This is a genomic window from Nocardia neocaledoniensis, from assembly GCF_029868625.1.
Classification (GTDB): domain Bacteria; phylum Actinomycetota; class Actinomycetes; order Mycobacteriales; family Mycobacteriaceae; genus Nocardia; species Nocardia neocaledoniensis_A.
On record NZ_JARWOJ010000085.1, the window covers coordinates 1 to 22,236 of the forward strand.

23 protein-coding genes are annotated in these 22,236 nt (G+C 69.3%); 14 read left to right on the plus strand and 9 right to left on the minus strand.

Annotated elements, in window-relative coordinates; all coding sequences use genetic code 11:
- The first annotated feature begins 73 nt into the window (after nucleotides 1-73).
- Nucleotides 74-706 (plus strand): amidase family protein, encoded by a 633-nt coding sequence (locus QH270_RS05530; RefSeq protein WP_280339272.1) that lies wholly within the window; start codon nucleotides 74-76, stop codon nucleotides 704-706.
- Between the two features lie 15 nt (nucleotides 707-721).
- Here the strand turns inward: QH270_RS05530 and QH270_RS05535 are convergent, their stop codons facing one another.
- On the minus strand, nucleotides 722-2,149 hold the full coding sequence (locus QH270_RS05535; protein ID WP_280339273.1) for an FAD-dependent monooxygenase: 1,428 nt from the start codon (nucleotides 2,147-2,149) through the stop codon (nucleotides 722-724).
- A gap of 212 nt (nucleotides 2,150-2,361) precedes the next feature.
- On the opposite strand from QH270_RS05535, the gene QH270_RS05540 reads away from it, so the two are divergent.
- The 5 genes from QH270_RS05540 to QH270_RS05555 all read left to right on the plus strand — a co-directional run bounded on the left by QH270_RS05540 (nucleotide 2,362) and on the right by QH270_RS05555 (nucleotide 6,490).
- Nucleotides 2,362-3,858 (plus strand): SulP family inorganic anion transporter, encoded by a 1,497-nt coding sequence (locus tag QH270_RS05540; protein ID WP_280339297.1) that lies wholly within the window; start codon nucleotides 2,362-2,364, stop codon nucleotides 3,856-3,858.
- A gap of 1 nt (nucleotide 3,859) precedes the next feature.
- The gene (locus QH270_RS05545) at nucleotides 3,860-4,249 is read left to right on the plus strand and encodes a MerR family transcriptional regulator (RefSeq protein ID WP_280339298.1); all 390 of its coding nucleotides are present in this window, start codon (nucleotides 3,860-3,862) and stop codon (nucleotides 4,247-4,249) included.
- A 213-nt stretch (nucleotides 4,250-4,462) separates the two neighbouring features.
- Nucleotides 4,463-4,765, plus strand: coding sequence for a DUF6183 family protein (locus tag QH270_RS34615; RefSeq protein ID WP_432420297.1), 303 nt, complete (start codon nucleotides 4,463-4,465; stop codon nucleotides 4,763-4,765).
- Entirely contained in the window at nucleotides 4,740-5,516 is a 777-nt protein-coding gene (locus QH270_RS05550; protein WP_280339275.1) for a phytanoyl-CoA dioxygenase family protein, read from the plus strand. The genes QH270_RS34615 and QH270_RS05550 overlap by 26 nt, the downstream gene beginning before the upstream one ends.
- Nucleotides 5,517-5,545: 29 nt before the next feature.
- On the plus strand, nucleotides 5,546-6,490 hold the full coding sequence (locus tag QH270_RS05555; RefSeq protein WP_280339277.1) for a phosphotransferase: 945 nt from the start codon (nucleotides 5,546-5,548) through the stop codon (nucleotides 6,488-6,490).
- Here QH270_RS05555 and QH270_RS05560 read toward each other — a convergent pair whose 3' ends face one another.
- Complete coding sequence (locus tag QH270_RS05560) at nucleotides 6,491-7,621, minus strand: acyl-CoA dehydrogenase family protein (RefSeq protein ID WP_280339279.1); 1,131 nt, start codon at nucleotides 7,619-7,621, stop codon at nucleotides 6,491-6,493.
- Nucleotides 7,622-7,665: 44 nt separating this feature from the next.
- Between QH270_RS05560 and QH270_RS05565 the strand changes: the two genes are divergently transcribed.
- From QH270_RS05565 to QH270_RS05580, 4 genes are all read left to right on the plus strand, one after another.
- Nucleotides 7,666-8,409, plus strand: a complete 744-nt coding sequence (locus QH270_RS05565; RefSeq protein WP_280339280.1) for a winged helix-turn-helix transcriptional regulator — start codon at nucleotides 7,666-7,668, stop codon at nucleotides 8,407-8,409.
- Between the two features lie 122 nt (nucleotides 8,410-8,531).
- Nucleotides 8,532-8,723 (plus strand): hypothetical protein, encoded by a 192-nt coding sequence (locus QH270_RS05570; protein ID WP_280339281.1) that lies wholly within the window; start codon nucleotides 8,532-8,534, stop codon nucleotides 8,721-8,723.
- 73 nt (nucleotides 8,724-8,796) lie between these two features.
- Nucleotides 8,797-9,999, plus strand: coding sequence for a site-specific integrase (locus QH270_RS05575; RefSeq protein WP_280339283.1), 1,203 nt, complete (start codon nucleotides 8,797-8,799; stop codon nucleotides 9,997-9,999).
- A 43-nt stretch (nucleotides 10,000-10,042) separates the two neighbouring features.
- Nucleotides 10,043-10,789: a GNAT family N-acetyltransferase gene (locus tag QH270_RS05580; RefSeq protein WP_280339284.1), complete on the plus strand. Its 747-nt coding sequence runs from the start codon at nucleotides 10,043-10,045 to the stop codon at nucleotides 10,787-10,789.
- Nucleotides 10,790-10,829: 40 nt separating this feature from the next.
- Here QH270_RS05580 and QH270_RS05585 read toward each other — a convergent pair whose 3' ends face one another.
- Nucleotides 10,830-11,315 carry a nitroreductase family deazaflavin-dependent oxidoreductase gene (locus QH270_RS05585; protein WP_280339285.1) on the minus strand — a complete coding sequence of 162 codons (486 nt, stop codon included), beginning with the start codon at nucleotides 11,313-11,315 and terminating at the stop codon, nucleotides 10,830-10,832.
- A gap of 321 nt (nucleotides 11,316-11,636) precedes the next feature.
- Here QH270_RS05585 and QH270_RS05590 point away from each other — a divergent pair, with 321 nt between their 5' ends.
- The gene (locus QH270_RS05590) at nucleotides 11,637-12,959 is read left to right on the plus strand and encodes a family 1 glycosylhydrolase (RefSeq protein ID WP_432420298.1); all 1,323 of its coding nucleotides are present in this window, start codon (nucleotides 11,637-11,639) and stop codon (nucleotides 12,957-12,959) included.
- Between the two features lie 38 nt (nucleotides 12,960-12,997).
- Nucleotides 12,998-13,714, plus strand: coding sequence for a TetR/AcrR family transcriptional regulator (locus tag QH270_RS05595; protein WP_280339286.1), 717 nt, complete (start codon nucleotides 12,998-13,000; stop codon nucleotides 13,712-13,714).
- A gap of 2 nt (nucleotides 13,715-13,716) precedes the next feature.
- Here QH270_RS05595 and QH270_RS05600 read toward each other — a convergent pair whose 3' ends face one another.
- The 4 genes from QH270_RS05600 to QH270_RS05615 form a co-directional block, all read right to left on the minus strand.
- A complete protein-coding gene (locus QH270_RS05600; RefSeq protein WP_280339287.1) occupies nucleotides 13,717-14,715 on the minus strand; it encodes an AurF N-oxygenase family protein in 999 nt (332 codons plus the stop codon).
- 140 nt (nucleotides 14,716-14,855) lie between these two features.
- Complete coding sequence (locus tag QH270_RS05605) at nucleotides 14,856-15,449, minus strand: hypothetical protein (RefSeq protein WP_280339288.1); 594 nt, start codon at nucleotides 15,447-15,449, stop codon at nucleotides 14,856-14,858.
- A 150-nt stretch (nucleotides 15,450-15,599) separates the two neighbouring features.
- Nucleotides 15,600-16,307 carry a TetR/AcrR family transcriptional regulator gene (locus QH270_RS05610; protein WP_280339289.1) on the minus strand — a complete coding sequence of 236 codons (708 nt, stop codon included), beginning with the start codon at nucleotides 16,305-16,307 and terminating at the stop codon, nucleotides 15,600-15,602.
- A gap of 7 nt (nucleotides 16,308-16,314) precedes the next feature.
- On the minus strand, nucleotides 16,315-17,034 hold the full coding sequence (locus QH270_RS05615) for a MerR family transcriptional regulator (protein ID WP_280339291.1): 720 nt from the start codon (nucleotides 17,032-17,034) through the stop codon (nucleotides 16,315-16,317).
- Between the two features lie 99 nt (nucleotides 17,035-17,133).
- Between QH270_RS05615 and QH270_RS05620 the strand changes: the two genes are divergently transcribed.
- Nucleotides 17,134-18,858 (plus strand): GMC family oxidoreductase, encoded by a 1,725-nt coding sequence (locus tag QH270_RS05620; RefSeq protein WP_280339293.1) that lies wholly within the window; start codon nucleotides 17,134-17,136, stop codon nucleotides 18,856-18,858.
- 62 nt (nucleotides 18,859-18,920) lie between these two features.
- Nucleotides 18,921-19,769, plus strand: coding sequence for an NAD(P)H-binding protein (locus QH270_RS05625; RefSeq protein WP_280339294.1), 849 nt, complete (start codon nucleotides 18,921-18,923; stop codon nucleotides 19,767-19,769).
- Between the two features lie 27 nt (nucleotides 19,770-19,796).
- Here the strand turns inward: QH270_RS05625 and ligA are convergent, their stop codons facing one another.
- Together ligA and QH270_RS05635 are read right to left on the minus strand one after the other, a co-directional pair.
- Nucleotides 19,797-21,788 (minus strand): NAD-dependent DNA ligase LigA, encoded by a 1,992-nt coding sequence (gene ligA / locus QH270_RS05630; protein ID WP_280339295.1) that lies wholly within the window; start codon nucleotides 21,786-21,788, stop codon nucleotides 19,797-19,799.
- A gap of 90 nt (nucleotides 21,789-21,878) precedes the next feature.
- Nucleotides 21,879-22,236, minus strand: a 358-nt coding sequence (locus QH270_RS05635; protein ID WP_280339296.1) for an enoyl-CoA hydratase-related protein, incomplete at its 5' end; no start/stop codon positions are given.

The window sequence follows — 22,236 nt, forward strand, 5'->3', positions numbered from 1 at the left end:
CCGCCACGCGCGGCTCTCGGACTTCCGTGGCCTTATCATCTAGGACCATCCGCTCATCCCCCCCGGCGCGGCGGTGGGGGGGGGTGTGCACCGGGGCGCGGACGCACTCGCCGAGGCGGGCGCCCGCGTCGAACGGCACAGTCCACTGCTGCCCGATCTGGCCGAAGCGGCCACGATCTACCTGCTGCTGATGCTTTCCAACGCCGCCGCGAGTCTTCCCGCCGCGGTGTACGAACAGCTGCGGGCCAGTGCCGCCGCCCTGAGCGCGGACGACCGGAGTCTCGCGGCGGCGCGGCTGCGCGGCATGGTGCTCAGCCACCGCGACTGGGTCGCGGCGAACAACCGTCGCGAACTCCACCGCCAGGGTTGGCGGCAGTTGTTCGCCGAGTTCGACGCGGTGGTGTGCCCGATCACGCCGACGCCCGCCTTCCCCCACGACCACACCGGTGACCTCGAGAGCAGGCACCTCGACATCGACGGCATCGCTTACCCGTACTTCGATCAGCTCGTCCTGGCCGCGGTGGCCACCATGCCCGGCCTGCCCGCGACCGCCATTCCCGCGGGTTTGTCCCCGGCGGGACTGCCGGTGGGGGTACAGCTCATCGGCGCGATGTACGAGGACCGCACCCCGCTGCGGCTGGCCGAACTCCTCGAGCAGACGATCGGTGGCTTCCAGCAGCCGGAGTCGACGCCGAGCCGAGGGTGATCCTCATCCTGACGGTCAGGCGTCGGGTGTGCCGAACCAGTGGTGGAGACGATCGGTGAGAGCCGCCTGCTCGTCGCCGATCCAGGCGACATGGCCGTCCGGACGCACCAGGAGCGCCGGAACATCCAGTGCCGCAGCGGGATCGGTCACCAGATCGACCCGGTCGGCCCACCCGGCGACGGAAAGGCTGCCCGTGCGGTCGAGTACCAGTCCCCGGCCTCGACGGAGTCGCTCGTAGAGGCGACCGTCGGTCAGGTCGATGTCGCGGAGCCGCCGGCCGAGCAGATCGGGGCCGGGGCCCAAGTCGTAGCGGGTGTCGGTCGCGGCGATCTTCTCGATAAGATGACGGTTCACGACGTCGAACTCCATGAGTTCGGTGAGCAGCCTGCGCATCGCCCGCGCGCCGGGGTCGGTCGAGAACAGCGCGACCTGGGCGCGGGTGTTGTCCAGCACCGCCGCGGCGACGGGATGACGTTCGGCGTGATAGGTGTCGAGCAGGGATTCCGGCGCCCACCCGAGGATTTGCGCGGCCAGCTTCCAGCCGAGGTTCACCGCGTCCTGCACACCGAGGTTGAGGCCTTGCCCGCCGGCGGGTGGATGGATGTGCGCGGCATCGCCCGCCAGCAGGACGCGACCGACCCGATACCGCTCGGCCAGGCGCGTGGCGTCACCGAAGCGCGACATCCAGCGCGGGGAATGCACACCGAAATCCGTTCCGGCGACGGCCCGCAGCGCCCGCCGGAAGTCGTCGAGGGTGGGCGGTTCGGCGCGGTCGTCGCCGATGTCCACGGCGGGGACGACCACCCGGCAGTTGTCCTCGCCGAACGGCGTGACGCTGAATGCCCGGTGCGTTTCCTGGATTTCGCGTACTTTCGCGGCGATCTCGTCCGCGGGCACACCGATCGCCATCTCGCCCATGAGCGTGTCGTTGCGCGAGGGCTCACCGGGGAAGTCGACGCCGAGCAGCCTGCGGACCGTACTGCGCGCGCCGTCACAGCCGACGAGATATCGCGCCCGCAACCGCTGCCCGTCGGACAGCTCGACGGTCACCCCGGCCGCGTCCTGCTCGAATCCGGTGACCGCGCACCCCCGCCGGACCTGCGCGCCCAGCTCGACGGCATGCGTTTCGAGCACCTGCTCGATCACCGGTTGCGGGGTACCCAGCTGGTAGGGGTGCGTGGAATCGATGCCGTCCGGTACGGGCGTGGGGATGCCAGCGAAGATGCCACCCACCGGACGCCGGCGCCCCCTGTCCAGCAGCCGATCCAGCAGCCCGCGCATCGCCATCAGCTCCAGGCTGCGCATATGCAGACTCACGATCCGGACCACGGACGCCGGCGTGGTCTCCTTCTCCAGAACGAGAACTCGCACACCGTGCAACCGCAGCTCGGCGGCCAGCATCGCGCCGGTGGGCCCGCACCCGGCGATGATCACATCGGACATCGACCACCCGTTCCTCGCCCGCGTCCCCGGTGGCGCGATCGCCACCGGCAGATTCGCAGGTCATCGGCTGCCCATTGTTGGCACGCGCGCACATGGCCGCAACCGAAATATCGCGGCGACGACCACCCGTGGAGAAAAACTACCCTCCCGTAAGGGTAGAGTTCGAGCCCGCGATCGGGTTCCCGTCCGCGTCACCCAGGATCGGAGCACCTATCGTGTCCGCGACACCTCGACCCACCGACGCCGGTTCGGTGGCCGCCACCCTGCGAAGCCCGAGGCGGCTGCGCACCGAAGTGCTCGCCGGCCTCGTGGTGGCCCTGGCGCTGATTCCGGAGGCGATCTCGTTCTCGATCATCGCCGGGCTCGATCCGCGGGTGGGGTTGTTCACCTCGTTCACCATGGCCGTCACCATCGCGATCGTCGGCGGTCGCCGCGCCATGATCTCCGCGGCCGCCGGTGCCGTCGCCCTGGTCATCGCGCCGGTGATGGCGCGGCACGGGCTGGACTATCTGATCGCGACGGTCATCCTGGCCGGCGTGCTGCAGATCGTGCTCAGCGCGATCGGTGTCGCCCGCTTGATGCGGTTCATCCCGCGCAGCGTGATGGTCGGCTTCGTCAACGCGCTGGCCATCCTGATCTTCACCGCGCAGATCCCGCATCTGCTCGGCGTGCCGTGGCTGGTGTATCCGATGGTCGCGATCGGCATCGGGATCATGGTGTTCCTGCCGAAACTGTCGACGGTGGTTCCGGCGCCGCTGGTGGCGATCGTCCTGCTCACCGCGGCGACCGCCCTCTTCTCGCTGAACGTGCCGAATGTCGGTGACGAAGGGGAGCTGCCGTCGAGCCTGCCTTCGCTGCTCCTGCCGGACGTGCCGTTCACGTTCGACACGCTGAAGATCATCGCCCCCTACGCCTTGGCGGTGGCCCTGGTGGGTCTGCTCGAGTCGCTCATGACCGCCAAGCTCGTCGACGACATCACCGATACCCGTTCCGACAAAACTCGTGAGGGCTGGGGTCAGGGCGTGGCCAACGTGGTCACCGGATTCTTCGGCGGCATGGGTGGGTGCGCCATGATCGGCCAGACCATGATCAACGTGAAGTCCTCCGGAGCGCGCACCCGCATCTCGACGTTCCTGGCCGGCGTGTTCCTGCTGATCCTGGTCGTCGGTCTCGGCGATGTGATCGCGTCGATCCCGATGGCGGCGCTGGTCGCGGTGATGATCATGGTGTCGGTGGGCACCATGGACTGGCATTCGATCGCACCGAAGACATTGCGGCGCATGCCGATCGCCGAGACCACCGTCATGCTGGTCACCGTCGCGGTCACCGTGGCCACGCACAACCTCGCCTACGGCGTCCTCAGCGGCGTGCTCACCGCGATGGTCGCCTTCGCGCATCGCGTCGCGCACTTCACCGCGGTCGACAAGGTCGCCGAGTCCGGCGACACCCGCACCTACATGGTGCGCGGCGAATTGTTCTTCGCCTCCAGCAACGACCTGATCTACCAGTTCGACTACGTGGACGACCCGGCCAATATCGTGATCGACATGTCGGACGCGCACATCTGGGATGCCTCGACGGTGGCCACCCTCGACGCCATCACCACCAAATACGCCGCCAAAGGCAAGAACGTGCGGATCGTTGGTCTGAACCCGGCCTCGGAAGCCCGCCACGACCGCTTGTCCGGACACCTCGCGGGTGGCCACTGAGATGGGCGGCGGCTACCTGCAGATCGGACAGGTCGCCGAGCGAACAGAACTCTCGCTCAAGACGATCCGTCACTACGATGAGGTCGGCCTCGTGCAACCGTCGGCTCGCTCGACGGGCGGGTTCCGGCTCTACACCGACGACGACGTCGACCGGCTGCTCGTCATCCGGCGCATGAAACCACTGGGTTTCACGCTCGCGGAAATGAAAGACCTGCTCCACGCGCTCGACGTCCTCGGCGCCGAAACCGCCGAGCCCGTCCAGCGATCCGCGGCCCGGGCCGCACTGCTCGCGTATCGCGACAAAACCAGCGACAGCGCCGACCGATTGCGCCGCCACCTCGCCTACGCCGAGGAATTCGCCGAACTACTCGCGGCCCGCACCTGCGAGTGAGCGCGAGAGGCCCAGCGGCACACAACCATCCAGCGGTACGCCGCCGCCGTCCATTTCGTCGCCACCCTCGCCCGCGCCGCCGCCACGCTCCACGACCCCGAGCACTGCTACCTCCTGCTCGACCAACTCTTCCACTCGACGCTGGCGGCGCGGGGACAAGCAGCGTGGTGCGCGGCGCTGCAGGTCATACCGCGTGGCGGCCCGCGATGCGCCATGCCGCGCGCCTGGCGGCCCTCATCGCCGGGCTACGCCTGGCGCTCCCTCGGCGCCACCGAATTCGACTCGATCGAGCGCATCGAACACCGCGCCTACGGATGTGCCTGGTTCACGTTCTCCGCCGATACCGACTGGTTCGAGCAGATCGCCTGGGACCTCGGCGTCGTCACCCTCACTCCGCCCTCGTCGTGCTCGCCGCGACGGACACCGACTGACCCACACGAATCTGCGCGGAGGGCCGGGGAAATTCGGTTGCGCCGAAACGCCGTGGGCGGTGAGCCTGGGTGCTGTGCTCGATGACACCAGAGTCGACGAATTCGTCGCCACCGGCTTCGTCCACCTCCCGGCAGCCTTCTCTCAGGAGACGGCAGCACAGTGCCGCGACATCCTGTTGCGCGACATCATCGGACGAGACGGTCCGGCGATCGGGCTCGGCGACTACGCGGACCCACCGTTCGTCGCGGCGGCCGATACTCCCGCATTACACGCCGCGTTCGACCGGCTCGTCGGCCCGGGACGGTGGGAGCGACGGAAGAGCCTCGGCGGGTTCGTGATCCGGACTCCTGGCGACCGGCCAGCGCGTGCCGACGGATGGCATGTCGATGTCAGCTTCCCTGGCGAACCCTCCACCGAGACCGACTACATGACCTGGCGTGCCAACAGCGTATCCCGTGGCCGCGCGCTGCTGATGCTGTTCCTGTTCACCGACGTCGGCCCCGACGACGCGCCGACCCGTCTGCGCATCGGATCCCATGGCGCGGTCGCCCGCCTCCTCGCCGCCGAAGGACCAGCGGGACTCGACGCCGGAGAACTCGCCCGGCGCGCCGACGCCGCGACCACGGACTGCGCGGTCGCCTACGCGACCGGCGCCGCAGGCGATGTGTACCTGTGTCATCCGTTCCTGGTCCACGCCGGTCAACCGAACCGCGGTCACGGTCCCCGCGTTCTCGGCCAACCGAACCTCGCGCCCGCCGTGCCGCTGGACCCCCACAGGCCGCCACCGGACCGGTCACCGGTGGAACGCGCGATCCGAGAAGCCCTGTGGCAGTAGAACCCGCGACCGTGGCACCATCGGTGCCCATGTCCACCGCCATGAGTACCGCGGAACTCGCCGGCCGCACCGCGCGGGCCGTCGACGCCGCCGTCGCCGCGGGCCGCGCGCACGGGCTCACCGTGACCGACCCCGCCGTCCTGCACGACGTGTTCTCCGTCGTCGTGCACCTCGCGCCCACCCCGGTCGTGGTGCGGGTGCCGACGGTGGTCACCCTTCCGCTCGACGAGCAGGCCGCGCGCCAGCGCATCGAACTCGACGTGGTGTCGTGGTTGGACGCCAAGCAGGTCCCGGTGATCCCGCCGAGCCCACTCGTCCCCGCCGAACCCGTGCGCCGCGACGGCTTCTCGATGACGTTGTGGCAGTACGTCGACCAGGACCCCGACGTCGAACCGGACTACCTGCGCAACTCCGCCCGCGTCGCCGACCTGCACCTCGCCCTGCGCGACTACCCCGGCGAGCTGCCGTTCCTCGCGGCGGCCGAACCCGGCACCGTCACCGCGAGCCTCACCGCACTCGCCGAACGGCCCGACCTCCTCGCACCAGCCGACCTCGACCGCATCTGCCGCGAATGGGCACTCCTGGAACCACTGGTCTCCTCGCGCGGCGCGTTCGACGCCGAGTTCCCCGGCATCGCGGTGCAGCCCATCCACGGCGACGCGCCCGCGGTCAATATCGTCACCACCCGCACCGGCCACCTCTACGCCGACTTCGAATTGACCTGCCTCGGCCCCGTCGAATGGGATCTGGCCGCCATGGGACCCGAAGCGGCCGCCGCCTACGACGGCGCCGCCAGGGACAACGGAACGCGTCCGCTCGACCCGCGCGTCGCACAGTTCGCCGAGGCGGTCGGAATGGCGCGAGTCATCACCTGCCTCACCCTCGTCGACCAGCAACCGATACTCGCCGACGCGCTCGCGCCCGCCCTCGACGCCTGGCGGGCGCAACCGTTCGCGAACGGGCTGTTCGGCTGATCAGCCGACCGGGGAGTGCCCGAGCTGCACCAACCCACTGAACCGGGTCTGCTTCGCGCGCGGCAACGGGTGGAAGTGGCAGCCGTGCACATCCCGGTACAGGCGCTCGAGTTCACAGGACCGTGAATAGCCGAGGCCACCGGTCGATTCGATCGCCAGCCGCACCGTCGCGATCAACGCGTCGGCGGCCACCGTCTTACGACTCAGCGTTCGCGACGCATAGGCATCGGTGGCCTCGAAGGACAGATTCGCCGAGTCGAGGAACATGGCCGCGATCAGATCCGAAGCGGTCGTGTACGCGTTGAGCATCTCCCCGACCGACTGCACCACGTGTGCCTCGGCCCGCCCGGCGAGCAGTGCCGTCGTCCGCGCCACCGCCGAGTCGGCGATTCCCAGATAGGCGGCCAGCACCAGCGGAAGCGCCGCGCCGACAACGACATTCAGCACGGTCGGCCACTCCCCGGCGGGCCGGATCATCGACACCGCCGCGTCGGGCACGAACACCTCCTCCAGCACCACGGTGTGCGAACCGCTCGCGCGCAACCCCAACGAGTCCCACGTCGGTTCGATCCGCACGCCCGGCGCGCTCAGCGGGATGGCACAGTGCACCACCTGCTTGCCCGCGCCCTCGAAGGCGACGCTGGTCACCAGGATGTCGCCGACCTCGCAGCCACTCGCCGGAGCCTTCCGGGCGTTCACCACGTAGCCACCGTCGACCCGGACGGCGGATCCGTTGGAATCCACCCAGTCCGATGCGCCGGTGCTCACCAGAATCGCCCCGGCCACCACCTTGGCGAACACAGCCGACGCATCGACGCCGTGGTTGTGTCGCCACACCTGCGCCGCGAGCAGATGCGAATGCATCGCGAAGGCGACCGCGGTCGACGGATCATGGCGGCCGAGTTCGCGCAGGATCTCCCCCATCTCCTGATGGCTCGCACCGCCGCCACCGAATTCGACGGGGACGAGCGCGGCGGCGAGTCCGTCGGCACGCAGCCGGTCGAAGGCGGCGACGGAGATCTCGCCGGTGCGGTCCCGCTCGGGAACCTCCGAACGCAGGGATTCACCGAGCGCGCGGGCAAGGGCGACCCGATCGGTGTGGACTGTGGTGTCGGAAATTGTCTGAGTCATGTTTCGAAGGTAGGAATCGCCGCGATAACCGGATAGTCCAGAAAGTGGACTCCCCGGTCCAGAATCTGGACCCCGTCGGCGAGGTGACCATGACGAACACGACCGCGGCCTATGGCCAGTACTGCCCGATCTCGCGTGCACTCGACCTGCTCGGCGAGCGCTGGTCACTGCTGATCCTGCGCGACCTGTCACTGGGCACCACGCGGTTCAACGATCTCGCCCGCGGCCTGCCCGGCCTCTCCCGAAGCCTGCTCGCCAAGCGGCTGCGTCAGTTCGAACGCGCCGGACTCATCGAGAAGATCGGCGCCGAACACCTGCTCACCGACGCCGGCACCCACCTGCGCCCGATCCTGTTCGGCCTCGGCGAATGGGGTGCGCGCTGGACCTTCGGCGCACCGCGCGAGGACGAACTCGATCCGGCACTGCTGGTGTGGTGGATGCACACCCGCGTCGACACCTCCGGATTCCCCGGCAGGCGGCACGTGCTGCACGTCCGGTTCACCGACGACGTGCGCCGATTCTGGATGGTCGTCGAAGGTGGGGCACCATCGGTCTGCGACACCGATCCCGGCTACCCGGTCGATGTCACCATCGTGGCCGAGGTGGCCGCGCTCTACGAGGTCTGGCTGGGCCGGCTGCCGCTCGCCCACGCCCTGCGGGCCGGACGCGTCACCTTTGTCGGGCAGCCCGCGCTCACTCGCCGGATGCCCGCCGTCCTGCGGCTGAGCCCCGTGGCCGGATATGTCCGGGAATCGACCGTGGCCGAGCAACCCGCCCGCGCGTCATGATCGGAGCGAATCAGAAAACGTGGCGGTTATCACTACCGGACCCAGCGTGTTGGCAACGGCCGTAATCAAAACGTTAAAGTTCAGGAATGGTACGTCACGGAGCACCGACCACAGAACCGGACGTGCCGAATGTTCCTATCCCCCAGCAACATCCGGCACCTTCCGCACTCGCCGACAGCACCGAGACCTCGTCGGACCACGTCGACGACCGCTTTCCGCGACTCGGCGACACGAGTTTCCTCACCACCGCGTCGCGACACCGGCTCGCCGCCTACATCCACACCAAGCTCGCCGAGCTGGCGGAGATGCCGTGATCGCGAGCCGATGACCTAGGCTCCAAGGCCAGAGGTCATCGGCGACACAACGATTCACGCGAGGAGGAACGCGGTGCCCGACGCGGCGATCGTCCTTCCCGAACAGGTACGCACCGAACTCCGGCGCGGCGTCCGCAGCGTTCTCGTGGACACCGCCGCCCTGCGGATGGTCCGCGAACGGTTCGACGACAGCCAGGCCGACGCCCTGCGCCGCTATCTCGAGGCCTCCCAGTCGGCGAACACCCTGCGCGCCTACCGCACCGACTGGATCGCCTGGGCAGGATGGTGCGCCGCCGAACAGCGCCAAGCCCTACCCGCCGACCCCCTCGACGTCGCCGTGTACCTCGCCGCGGCCGCCGACGCGCGCCGCGACAACGGAACCTGGGCGTTCAGCCCCGCGACGCTGGACCGCAAGTCCGCCGCCATCGCTGCTGTCCACGCCGCCAACGGCCTGCCCTCCCCCACCCGATCCGACGTCGTGCGGCTGACACTGCGCGGTATCCGGCGCACCCGGCGCACCCCGCCGACCCGGAAACGGCCGGTGCTGCTGCACACCCTCGACCAGCTGCTCGCCGAGCTCCCCGACACCGGCTGGCCCACCGAGCCGGCCCGGCGCCGCGACGCGCTCGCCCTGCTCGTCGGCTTCGCCGGCGCCCTGCGACGCAGCGAACTCGCCGGACTGCGCATCGCCGACGTGCACGTCCGCACCGACCACGCGACCGGCGAGCCGCTGCTCGTCGTGCATCTGCCGACGACCAAGACCGACCCGACCGGCGTCGCCGAACAGCGCATCGCTCTGCCGCGCGGCAAACATCCGCGCACATGCCCGATCTGCGCGTACGCCGACTGGATCCGGCTCCTCGAGATCCACGCCGACACCGGCGACGCCGGTGCCCGCGCGTGGGCCAGCGAACACCCGATCCCCGACACCACGATCCACCGCTGTCACGGATTCACCGGAACCCGGCTCAGCGCCCACACCGACCGCCCCCTGTTCCCCACCGTCACGCGACACGGATCCATCGGGGCCAACGCCCTGTCCGGGCGCGCGGTCGCCGAGCTCGTCAAACGCTATGCCGCCCGCGCCGGCCTCGACCCCGACCTCTTCTCCGGCCACTCCCTGCGGGCCGGATTCGCCACCCAGGCCGCCCTCGGCGGTGCGAGCGATCGCGAGATCATGCGCCAGGGGCGCTGGGCCAACCCGCGCACCGTCCACGGCTACATCCGTACGGCGAACCCACTCGAAGACAATGCGGTCACCAAACTCGGCCTCTGATCACCGCGCGCGTTCGCTCAGCACATGCCGAGAAGGGACGACAATGACCCCGGCAGACACTCGCCGTCGCTACCTCGACGCGGTGACCACCTACATCGCTACCCACACAGTGCGAGCGCAGGAATCCGGCGACGAGCCATCGAGCTGGTTCCGCACCGGTGCTCCCAGCGACGAACTCAACGCGGTGTTACGGCTCGGCGGCGATCTTCCCCGCGAAATCGACCGGCTGCTCACCCTGTTCGGCGGTGTCCCGGCCACCTGGCATTTCTGGCGGGAACTCGACCCTCCGGAAGTTCCCGACCTGCTGACGCGACACAGCCTCGCGCTCTACGAGACCGAGCCGCTCATGGTTCTCGCGGAGGCCGTCTCAGCGACGCGTCCGAGGCTCGATCGGCGTGAGCTCGCGCGCATCGAGGAGGTCACCGACGACACCGGTCTCGCGGAGTGGGCGCAACTGTGGTCGGGTGCCGAAGACGCGGCGGCGTTGGTGGCCGGCCTACGGCAGGGCTGGGACATCGGGTCGACGCGTTACCTGCTGTGGCGTGAGCGCGGCGAAGTCCTCGGGTGCGCCGCCGTCGTGACCAGCGCCGCGGGCGCTTCGATCGAGCACATCGTCACCCGAGCCGATCATCGCGGGCAAGGGATCGGCACCGCGCTCACCCGGCGCGCACTCGACCTCGCACTCGAGGCGGACCCGGTTCGCGTGGTGCTCACCGCCTCGCCCGACGGAGAACAGATCTACCGACGGCTCGGGTTCGTCACCGTCGGACACGTCGACCGGTACGCGTGACACCGCACGGCGGATACGACACCCTCGCAGTGACGCTCCGTCAGCTGTCGATCCGGTCCAGGCGGAAGATGCGGAACTCGCGGCCGCCGGAGAGCTCGAACTCCATCTCGTAGCCGGGCCAGAACTCGACGACCTGATCCCATACGCGCTTGCGCTCCACGCCGGTGATCTCGACGACCGACACCGGGAACGGCGCACTGCTGTTGTAGCGGACCGACGCGGTGCGGGCGGCCCGGAGGTTGGCCGACCACGCGGGGTGCTGTGGCTTGCCCCAATTGGACCCGACGAGATAGAAGCCGTCGCCGTCGGGGACACACAGTAGCGATGTGGTGCGCGGCTGGCCCGACTTCCTACCCACCACGGTGACCTCGATCGATGGCAGACCCGCCAGATCGAGCACACCCCACCGTCCGCCGCTCAGCCTGCGCAGCAGACGTTCGGCCGGCAGGACGATGCCGGCGCCGCGCATCACCCAGGGGTGCGTGGCGAAGTCGCGAGCGAGGGCAGGTAGAGGGTTGCGCGCCATCCTCGAATCCTGGCTCGAGGCGAGCCGATCCACCGACTCCGAACCGGTCCCTGAGAGGCAACTCACTCGGCTCTCTGTCCCCTCGCGACCCCGGCCCTCCCCTGTCCGCGCGGCTGTGGGCATCGGAAGGTGTGGACATGTCGTGAAGGTGGGGTCGGCCAAAGGGAGGAAGGGAAGCTATATAAGTAGATGCGCATATCTACGTATCAGAATGTTATTCAACTGAACAAGGGCTCTCCGAGCGAGTTCACCGATTTCACAAGACCCCTGTCGCACACTGGATCCCATCTCCCCCACCCCGACGTTCCAGGAGCCAGTGCCATGCCCTCCCCCACCGGTCGCCGATTCCTCGTGACGATCGCCCTGGCCGCAGCGGCCCTGCTCCCGTGCAGCCTCTCCCCCGCGCTCGGCCGACCGCCCGCCCCCGCCGATCTCGCGCCGATGAGCCCCGAATTCCTCTGGGGCGTAGCCGCTTCCGGCTTCCAGGCCGAAGGCGACGCGCCGGACAGCAACTGGCGGCGATACGCCGAGTCCGGGTCGACGAAGGATCCCTACCTGAATTCGGTGGACTTCCGCAGCCGGTTCCGGTCCGACATCGCACTGGCCGCTGATCTGGGCGTGCGCGTGTACCGCATCGGGATCGAGTGGGCCAGGGTGCAGCCGCGGCCCGGCGTCTGGGACGAGAGCGGACTGGCGTTCTACGACGAGGTCATCCGTGCGATCACCGACGCGGGCATGCGCCCGATGCTGACGCTGGATCACTGGGTATACCCGGGCTGGGCGGCGGATCGCGGCGGCTGGCGTGACCCCGAGATGGTGACGAATTGGCTGGCCAACGCCCGCCGCGTCGTCGACCGCTACGCCGGCACCGACCCGCTGTGGGTGACGTTCAACGAGCCGACGGTCTACCTGCTGAACGAAGTACGCCACGGCGGGATCGCCGCGACCGACGTACCGACGATGGCAGGCCGAATCACCCAGGCGCACAACGAGATCTACGACTACATCCACGCGGTACACCCCGGCGCCCAGGTCACCAGCAACGTGGCGTTCATCCCCGCCGTCGACGACGCCGTCAGTGGACCGCTCCTCGACCGCATCGCGGACCGGCTCGACTACGTCGGCATCGACTACTACTACGGCCTTCCCCCCACCGAACTCACGGTGCCGGACCCCGACAAGCTGTGGACGCTGCCGCTGCAGGCCGAAGGCATCTACTACGCGCTCGACCACTTCGCGCGGCGATTCCCCGGCAAGCCGCTCTACATCGTCGAGAACGGCATCCCGACCGAGAACGGACTCCCCCGGGCAGACGGATACACCCGCGCCGACGCACTCCGCGACACCACCTACTGGTTGCAGCGCGCCGTCGCCGACGGCATCCCGGTGATCGGCTACAACTACTGGAGCCTCACCGACAACTACGAATGGGGTTCCTACGCACCGCGATTCGGCCTCTACACGGTCGACGTCCTGACCGACCCGACGCTGACCCGCACGCCCACCGACGCCGTGGCGGCCTACCGGGCCATCACCACCGACGGCGGCGTGCCCGCGGACTACCGACCGACCAGGGCACCGGCGCCGTGTTCACTGGTGGACCTGCCGAACAGCTGCACCGATCCGGTGACGGTGCCTCGGTAGCGGATTCGGCGACCGCCCGGTGCTCTACACTCGGGCGGGTGTCGAGCACAACGTCACGCCCGGTGAGCGGCAGACAGGCCCGATGGCAGCCGCACAACGACAGCCGTCGGGAGCGGATCGTGCTGTCGGCGGTCGAATTGCTCGAGGAATCACCGGCCGGGGTCGAGGTGCCGATCGTCCAGATCGCCGAGCACGCCGGCCTGGCGAAATCGGTGGTCTACCGGCAGTTCGCGGGACGCGACGAGCTCGACCGGCGGATCAGGAGCGAGATCACCGACCGGTTCGTCGCCGACATCGAGGATTCGCTCGACATCGGCGAGGGCTCGATCAACGAGATCCTCGTGCGCACCGTCGGCGGGGTGGTCACCTGGATCGAGGATCACCCGCGCCTGCACGAATTCCTGCGCACCGGCCCACCCGACGACGGCTCCGACATCGACGCGATGAGCGCGCTCATCGCCACCATCGCCGCGTCGACGCGCATGCTGGTCACTGGCCTGGCGGGTGCGGTCGGTGTGGCCGACGACGGCTCGGCCGACACCATGACCTTCGCCATCGTCTCGATGACGGAGGCCACGGTCACCCGCTGGGCGAACGACCCGGATCGGATGCTCACCAGAGAGCAGCTGATCGCGGAGGTCGCCTCCTACGCCTGGCACGTTGTCGACGGTGTCGCCCGCAGGCACGGGCTGACCCTCGACCCCGACCAGCAGTTGGTCGAGGTCATCGCCCAGCTCTCCGCCCGCGGCGCCTGACCTCAGGCCACCCGGCGCAAGCCACGCTCCGGTTCGCTGCGGTATCGCGACGCGGGACCATCGACACCCAGCGCCCGCCACAACCGTCGCGCCACCGGATTCATCAGCCCGAGGTCGTCGGCGAGCTTGCGCATGTCACCGAAATAGCCGGACAGGATCCGCTGGGAGTGCTCCGACTTCCAGAACGCCTGCTCGATCACCGCGGGTGGAATGTCGAACTCCCGCTCGAACGAGCGCGGCGGCGCCATGATCTCGCCCGCGAGCCAGCGCATGGCGATCGGGAACGCCACCGAGCAGGCGCCGCGGTTGAACTTGCCCATCCGCCCGATGTGCGCGGCCAGGAACTCGCCGGCGAAGGAGATGTGCCGCGCCTCCTCGGCGATGTGGATCTCCATGGTGCGCAACACCATCGGCGGCATCGAGGAGCCCTCGCGGATGACCGCCTTCTGGTAGTGGTCGATCGGCTCCTCGCCGCCGAGGATGCCGATGAACAGGATCGCGTGGGCGTAGCCACCCGCGACGCCGATCAGCGGGGACAGCGCCTTGAACAACGGCCGCATGCCGGGCACGTCGACGCCGATGCGGTTCACCAGTTCCTGGAACATCTGGATGTGGTTGCACTCTTCGGTCATCTCGTGCAAGCAGTACCGGAACTCCGGCGACCCGTTGGGCAGCTTCATGATGTATTGCATCATTCCGCGGATCAGGATGCTCTCGAACGCCGCGCCGACCTTGACGACATTGGCGGTACGCCACTTGCCGATCGCGATCTGCTTGTCGAGCGGCTGGTCGCGGTACCACTGGGTCGCGCCCAGCGGGTCCACCTCGGGTGAGAGCACCCAGCGCACGTCGTCGGGATCAAGGGCGAGCTCGGGCGAATCCCAGTCGATGTCGAGGTACGGATCGAAATGCCGGTCGACGGAACCCTGGGACAGGGTCGCCAACGCCTCTCGGTACTCCTCGGTGATGAGTTCGCCACGGCTCGATTCGGTCAGCGTCATCGGTGCCTCCTCGGTTCGCGTCCGGTGATCGCCCTGTAAGCGCGGTCACACCGGTTGATCCGAGAATAACTGAGACCGACAGTCCCACACAACCCGCCACACCGACTTGTAACCGGCGCGGACACCCACGGGAGCGGCGGCTACTCGACGAGCAGAACGACGAGCTGGCGGGACAGATCGGTGTCGCCGGGGCCGCCGAGCCAGACCAGGGGTCGACGCGGGTCGAGGCGGTCCAGCGCGTCGGGCAGCGAACCGAAGACCCGGTCGGCGCGCACGACACACACCTGCGGGACGACCTCCGAGACCACGGGCCCGCCGTCGACGTCGAGGGCCAGCGACCCGGTCGAGGCATCGCCGGCGACGGCATCGCGGACGACGGCCTCACCCGTCTGCGCGGTGCCCGCACCGCCGTGCACGACCTCGTGCCCGGGCGCGCTGGCCCAGTGATCCAGCCAAGCCGGGCCGGGCTCGACCGCGGCCAGGACCGAGCGCACACTCATGCCGTAGAGCACCTCGGCCACCGCGGCGGGCAGATCCTCGAGGTCGACCGTGCGCACCAGTGAACCCTGGGCGCGCAACCGTTCGGCGAACCGGGCGAGCACGTCGGCCCGCTCGGCCGGATCCACCTCGGAGCCGGTACCGCCGGAACGACGCATGGGTACCCGACGCTCGTCGTCGGGCAGGTCCAGCAGCCCGTCACGGACTCGGCGCAAGATCTCCTCGCGAGAATTCACTCGGGCACTCCCGTTCGTAGACGACGCCGCCCGGCATCGCCGTTCACACTTCTCTCACCCCACATACCGCGGGAAACACCTCGATCGCTACGGTACCGACCGGTCCACAGTATCCGGTGGACCACACCGGACCCAACAGCTACTTTTCGGCTAATCGACAAACCCGAGCATGCGCACCATCTGATCGATCTGCAACTCGAAGATCTCCGCACGATCGGCGAATGTGTCGCGGCCGTACATGTCGAAGACGTCGAAATTCACCGCGCCGAACAATGTCGTCCACACGGTGAGCGTGGCCGCGATCAGCCAGTCGGGCGCGACGAGATCGAATTGCGCGCGGATTGCCGCGAAGTCGGTCGCTGTGGGCGCGGACACCGCCGCGGCCTCATGCGCGCCGGTGAGGCGTTCGGCACGGTAGGCGCTGTCGATGATCCCGAGCAGGGCCGCGATCACGCGGATGCCCGGCGTCTCGGTGACTTCGGCGGGCGCCGCGTACCCGGGCACCGGGGTGCCGAACAGCAGTCCGTACCACGCGGGTTCGGCCAGGGCCCACGCCCGCACCGCGCGAGCCACCACACGGAAACGTGTCGCCGGGTCGTCGGTCGCCTCGGCCAGTGCGGCGTCGACGGCGTCGCCCAGGGCGTTGTAGCCGTCGACCACGAGCAGGGTCAGCAACTCGTCACGGCTGCGAACATAGCGGTACACGGCCGAGGAGACCACCCCGAGATCGCGGGCGACCGCCCGCAGCGAGAGCGCGGCGGCGCCCTGGGACGCGAGGTGCTCGCGGCCGATCCGTTTGATGTCGGCGAGCGTCTGGGCGCGGGCCAGCGCCCGCGGTCCTGGTCGATCGGTGCTCATCGACCGATCATCGCGCACTCGCCGAGCCGCGCGCCCGGGCCGGTGCCGTGTCGGCGGTCGCGCCGGCGGCCCGCTGTATCTCGGCGGCGAAAGTCGCGCCGCCGACCTCCCAGGCCATCGCGAGGAACTGGTCACGGAACCGGCTCAGGTCGACGCCGATGTCCTCGCCGCCGTATCCCGTCCCGGCGGCCGCGCGCACGGTGTGCACGACCTCGTCCGCGAGCGCGGCGATCCGCTCGCGGATCAGGGTGCGCAGCACGCCGCTGAGCGTGATGTCGGTGCCGGTGTCGTAGAGCACGAGCGCGCCCTTGAGCATGGGCCGGTCCGGCACGAACCAGCGCTCGTCGCGGCGCTCGAGGTAGCCCGCGGCGAGCAGTTCGGCGAGCACGTCGCTGCCGCGATCGCCGAGCATGGCCGCCAGTTCGGTGTCGTCGAGTTCGACGGCGCGCTCGCCGGACTGCGCGGCGCGCGGGTCGAACAGCATGCGCCAGTCCCCCGCGCCCGGCGCCGGCTCGGCGTCGAACACCTCGCGGATCGCGTCCAGGCGCAAGCCGCGCGCCTGCATGGCGACGATGTCGCGCAGCCGGTCCAGATGCGCGTCGGAGTACACCACCTCTTTGCCCGCGCGGCCGGGCTTCGGCAGCACGCCGAGCGAGTGGTAGTAGCGGATCGTGCGCGCCGCGACGCCACTGACGTCGGCGAGCTCCGCGCGGGTGTATCGAGGCACCGGACCAGCATAGGACGCCCGGCGGCGAACTTTGACAGTACCGACTGTCGACGTTAGCGTTACCCAGGTCACTGTCGACACCCATCCAGGAGTCCTCGTATGTCCGAACGCAACACCGACTTCGACGTCTTGATCGTCGGCTCCGGCTTCGGTGGCAGTGTCACCGCGCTGCGCCTGGTGGAAAAGGGGTACCGGGTCGGGATTCTCGAGGCCGGTCGCCGGTTCGCCGACGACGAGCTGCCCAAGACCAGCTGGGACCTGCGCAAATTCCTGTGGGCGCCCAAGCTCGGCTGCTTCGGCATCCAGCGCATCCACCCGCTGCGCGATGTGCTGATCCTGGGCGGTGCCGGAGTCGGCGGTGGCTCCCTGAACTACGCGAACACGCTGTACGTGCCGCCGGAGCCCTTCTTCCAGGACCCGCAGTGGCGCGACATCACCGACTGGCGTGACGAGCTCACCCCGTACTACGAGCGCGCGAAGAAGATGCTCGGCGTGGTGCAGAACCCGCACATGACGCCCGCCGACGAGATCTTCAAGTCCGTCGCCGAGGACATGGGCGTCGGCGACACCTTCGTGCAGACACCGGTCGGCGTGTTCTTCGGCGAGCCGGGCAAGACTGTGGCCGACCCGTATTTCGGTGGCGCCGGTCCCGAGCGCACCGGCTGCGTGGAGTGTGGCGACTGCATGGTCGGCTGCAAGTTCGGCGCCAAGAACACCCTCGTGAAGAACTACCTGTACCTCGCGGAGAAGGCCGGGGCACAGGTCATTCCGATGACCACCGTGACCGCGCTGCGTCCACTGCCCGACGGCAGCTGGGACGTCGCGACCGAGCGCACCGGCGCCTGGGTCCGCAAGCAGCCCAAGACCTACACCGCCGGGCAGGTCGTGCTCGCCGCGGGCACGCTCGGCACCCAGAAGCTGCTGCACTCGATGCGCGACCAGAATGTGCTGCCGAATCTGTCGGACAAGCTCGGCCTGCTCACCCGCACCAATTCCGAGTCCATCGTCGGCGCGGCCACGAAGAAGCTGGCGCCAGGCCAGGACTTCACCAAGGGTGTCGCGATCACCTCCTCGATCCACCCGACGCCCGATACCCACATCGAGCCGGTGCGCTACGGCAAGGGTTCCAATTCGATGGGTCTGCTGCAGACCCTGATGGTCGACGGTGGCGGCAAGATCCCGCGCTGGCTGCGGTTCCTCGGCATCGCGATCATGCATCCGCTGCTGCTGCTCGGGTTCCTGAGCGTGAAGAACTGGAGTGAGCGCACCATCATCTCGCTGGTGATGCAGCATCTCGACAACTCCATCACCACCTACACCAAGCGCGGCCTCTTCGGTCGCAAGCTGACGTCGAAACAGGGTCACGGGCAACCGAATCCGACCTGGATCCCCGCGGGCAACGATGTCACCCGCCGGGTGGCGGACAAGATCGGTGGCGTCGCTGGTGGTACCTGGGGCGAGGTGTTCAACATTCCGCTCACCGCGCACTTCCTCGGGGGTGCCGCCATCGGCGCCGACCGCGCGCACGGCGTCATCGACCCGTACCACCGGGTGTTCGGCTATCCGACCCTGAGCGTGGTCGACGGCGCCGCCGTCTCGGCGAATCTCGGCGTGAACCCGTCGCTCACCATCACCGCGCAGGCCGAACGCGCCGCCGCGTACTGGCCGAACAAGGGCGAGGTCGACACCCGCCCCGAGCAGGGCGCCGGGTACACCCGCATCGCGCCGATCGCGCCCAGGCAGCCCGCGGTGCCCGCCGGCGCACCCGCCGCGCTGGTGCTGCCGATCGTGCAGATCCGCGCCACCGAGCAGACGGCGGGCTGACCGGGAGCACACGCGGTGTCCGCTGGCAGCGATTCGCGTGTCGGGTGGCTTAGCCTGGGACGATGCCGGACACCATCGCGATCTCTGGGGCCAGTGGACACATCGGCGGGCGGGTGGCGCGCGCTCTCGCGGGCTCGGGGCCGAGCCTGCGGTTGCTCGGCCGCGATCCCGGCCGGCTGCCCGCGCTCCCGGGATCGACCGCGGCGGTCGCCGATTTCGCCGATGCCCGGTCCGTCGCATCGGCTCTGCGCGGGGTGGGAACGTTCTTCTTCGTGTCGGCCACCGAGAGTGCCGATCGAGCAGACCAGCAGGCGGCGGTGGTGCGAGCCGCCGTCGACGCGGGGGTGGCGCGGATCGTGTACCTGTCGTTCGTCGGGGCGGCGCCGGACTGCACGTTCACCTTCGGCCGCGATCACTGGCACACCGAGCAGGCCATTCGCGCCTCCGGACTGGATTTCACGTTCCTGCGCGACAACCAGTACCAGGACATCATTCCGCATTTCGCCGATGCCGACGGCGTGATCCGTGGCCCGGCCGGCGACGGGAAAGTGGCCGCGGTGACGCGGGCCGACGTCGCCGATTGCGCGGCCGCCGTGCTCACCTCGTCGGAGCACAGCGGCGCGACCTTCGACCTCACCGGGCCCCGCGCGTTCACCCTGTCCGCCGCGGCCGCCGAGATGACCCGGATCCTCGGCCGCCCTTACCGTTTTGCCGAGGAATCGGTCGAGGAGGCCTACGCCAGCCGGGCGAGCTACCGGGCGCCGCAGTGGGAAGTCGACGGCTGGGTCAGCACCTACACCGCGATCGCCCAGGGCGACCTCGAGACAGTCACCGATTCCGTCGCGGTCCTGAGCGGCCATCCGGCCACCGACTTCACCGACTACCTCGCGACACTCACGGAACAGCGCTGAACCGCACCGATCGCCCGGACGGTTGACCTAGACGATCTTGGCCGCGATGAGCATGGTCCAGATCTCGCCCTGGTCGACGACCTCGACACCGAGTTTCTCGGCCTTGGCCAGTTTGCTGTCGCCGACGCCGGCGCCGGTGATGAGCAGGTCGGTGTTCGCCGACACCGAGGAGGCCGCGGTCGCGCCCGCCTGCTCGCAGAGGCGCTGGAAGGTCGGGCGGGCGACCTTCTCACCGGAGCGCGGGTCGCTGATCGCGCCGGTGATCACCACGGTCTTGTCGGCCAGGGGCGCGCCGGCGGCGATCACCGGCGGAAGGTCCTCGGCGCGGACGTCGAGGTCGACGCCGGCCGCGCGCAGGCGCTCCAGCTCCGGCCGCAGACGGGTGAGGTGCTCGACCAGGGAAGCGGCGACCTTCGGGCCGATGTCGTCCACGGCGACGAGGCGTTCCTCGCCCGCGTCGGCGACCTCCTCCAGCGAGCCGAAGCCCGCGCGGGCCAACCGGGCGGCGGTGCCCTCGGACGCCATCGGGATGGCCAGGCCGATCAGCGCGCGCCGCAGGCCCACCTTCCGGCTCGCGTCGATCGAGTCGATCATGCGCGCGGCGGAGATCTCGCCGATGCGGTCGAACTCGAGCAGGCGTTCCTTGGTAAGCGTGTAGAAGTCCGACGGGCGCTCCAGGATGCCCGCCTCGGCCAGGCGCTCGATCCACACCTGCCCGATGGCGTCGATGTCGGCGGCCGCTCGGGACGCCCAGTGGATGAGTCTGCGGACCGTCTGTGCCGGACAGGACACGTTGGTACAGAACAGTTCCCGGCTGTTGCCCTGTTCGGTCACCGGTTGCGCGCACGAGGGGCAGACCGTGGGTGCGACGATCTCCTGTTCGGCGCCGGTGCGGGCGGCGGCGTCGAGCACGCCCGCGACGAAGGGGATCACATCGCCCGCACGCCGCACCAGGACGGTGTCACCGACCTTGATGTCACGGGCCCGGATCACCTCCTGGTTGGCCAGCGTGGCCCTGGTGACCGTGGTGCCGCCGACGAACACCGGCTCGAGCCAGGCGACGGGCACGATCTTGCCGGTCTTGCCCACGTCCCAGATCACCTCGACCAGCACGGTGGTCTTCTCCTCGGCGGCGAACTTGAACGCCAGCGCCCCACGCGGGGAATTGGACCTGGTCCCGGCCGCCGCGTAGGCCTCGCGATCGGCCAGCCGCAGGACCGCGCCGTCCAGGTCGTAGTCGAGGTCGTTGCGGCCCTGCTCGATCTCGGTGATCGCGGCCTGCGCCGTTTCGGCGTCGGCGCACACCCGCATGCGCGCGCCTTCCACGCCGAGGCCGCGCAGGCCCTCGCCCAGGTCGACGGCGGCGCCGCCCTCGGAGGTGTCCAGATCGAAGCCGAAGAACTGCAGGCGGCGTTCGGCGACGGTGGCCGGGTCCTTGGCCCGCAGGGTGCCCGCGGCGGCATTGCGGGGATTGATCAGTGGCTTGTCCGGGTGGGCGGTGTTGTAGGCGACGAAGGTCGACCGCAACATCACCGCTTCACCACGGACCTCGACCCGGCCGGGGGCCTTGATCCGGTCGGGGACGCCGTCGACCAGGGCGCGGACCAGCATCGTGACATCGTCGCCGGTGGTGCCGTCACCACGGGTGACGGCGCGGACGAGCCGCCCGTCCTCGTAGACCAGCGACAGTGACAAACCGTCCAGTTTCGGCATGACCACGACGGACTGGCCAGGGAAGCGTGCGAAGAACGCGGCGACCTGTTCGGGCGTGGTCGCCTTCTCGAGCGAGAGCATCGGCCGCGCATGCCGGACGGGCGCGTGCAGAATGGTCGGCGCCCCGACCTCGTCCAGGGGGTTCGGGTCGGGGGTGAGGTCGGGGTGCGCCGTCAGGAGGCCGCGCAGTTCGTCCTCGATGGCGTCGTACTCGGCGTCGGCGACCAGTGGCGAGCCGTCGTAGTAGGCGCCGCGCAGCTCCGTGATCCGGTGCGCGAGCTCTTGGATGCGTTCTCCGATGTCCACGGGTGCCGACGCTACCGATACCGACCGACATTCTGGCGCCGGACCACGCCACCCGCGGACCGGTCGCTCGGTCCACGGGGGGCGATCAGCTCAGCGGTGGGTGAACTGGGCCGGCCGCTTCTCGATGAAGGCGGCCATCCCTTCCTTCTGATCATCGGTGGCGAACAACGAGTGGAACACCCGACGCTCGAACAACAAACCCTCCGACAGCGTCGTCTCGAACGAACGGTTGACCGCCTCCTTGGCGATCATCGCCACCGGCAACGACATCGACGCGATCGTCCGCGCCGTCTCCAACGCCACCTCGAGCAACTGATCAGCCGGCACGACCCGCGACACCAACCCCGCCCGCTCGGCCTCCTCCACACCCATGTTCCGGCCGGTCAGGATCAAATCCATCGCCTTGGCCTTACCGATCGCCCGGGTCAACCGCTGCGACCCACCGATC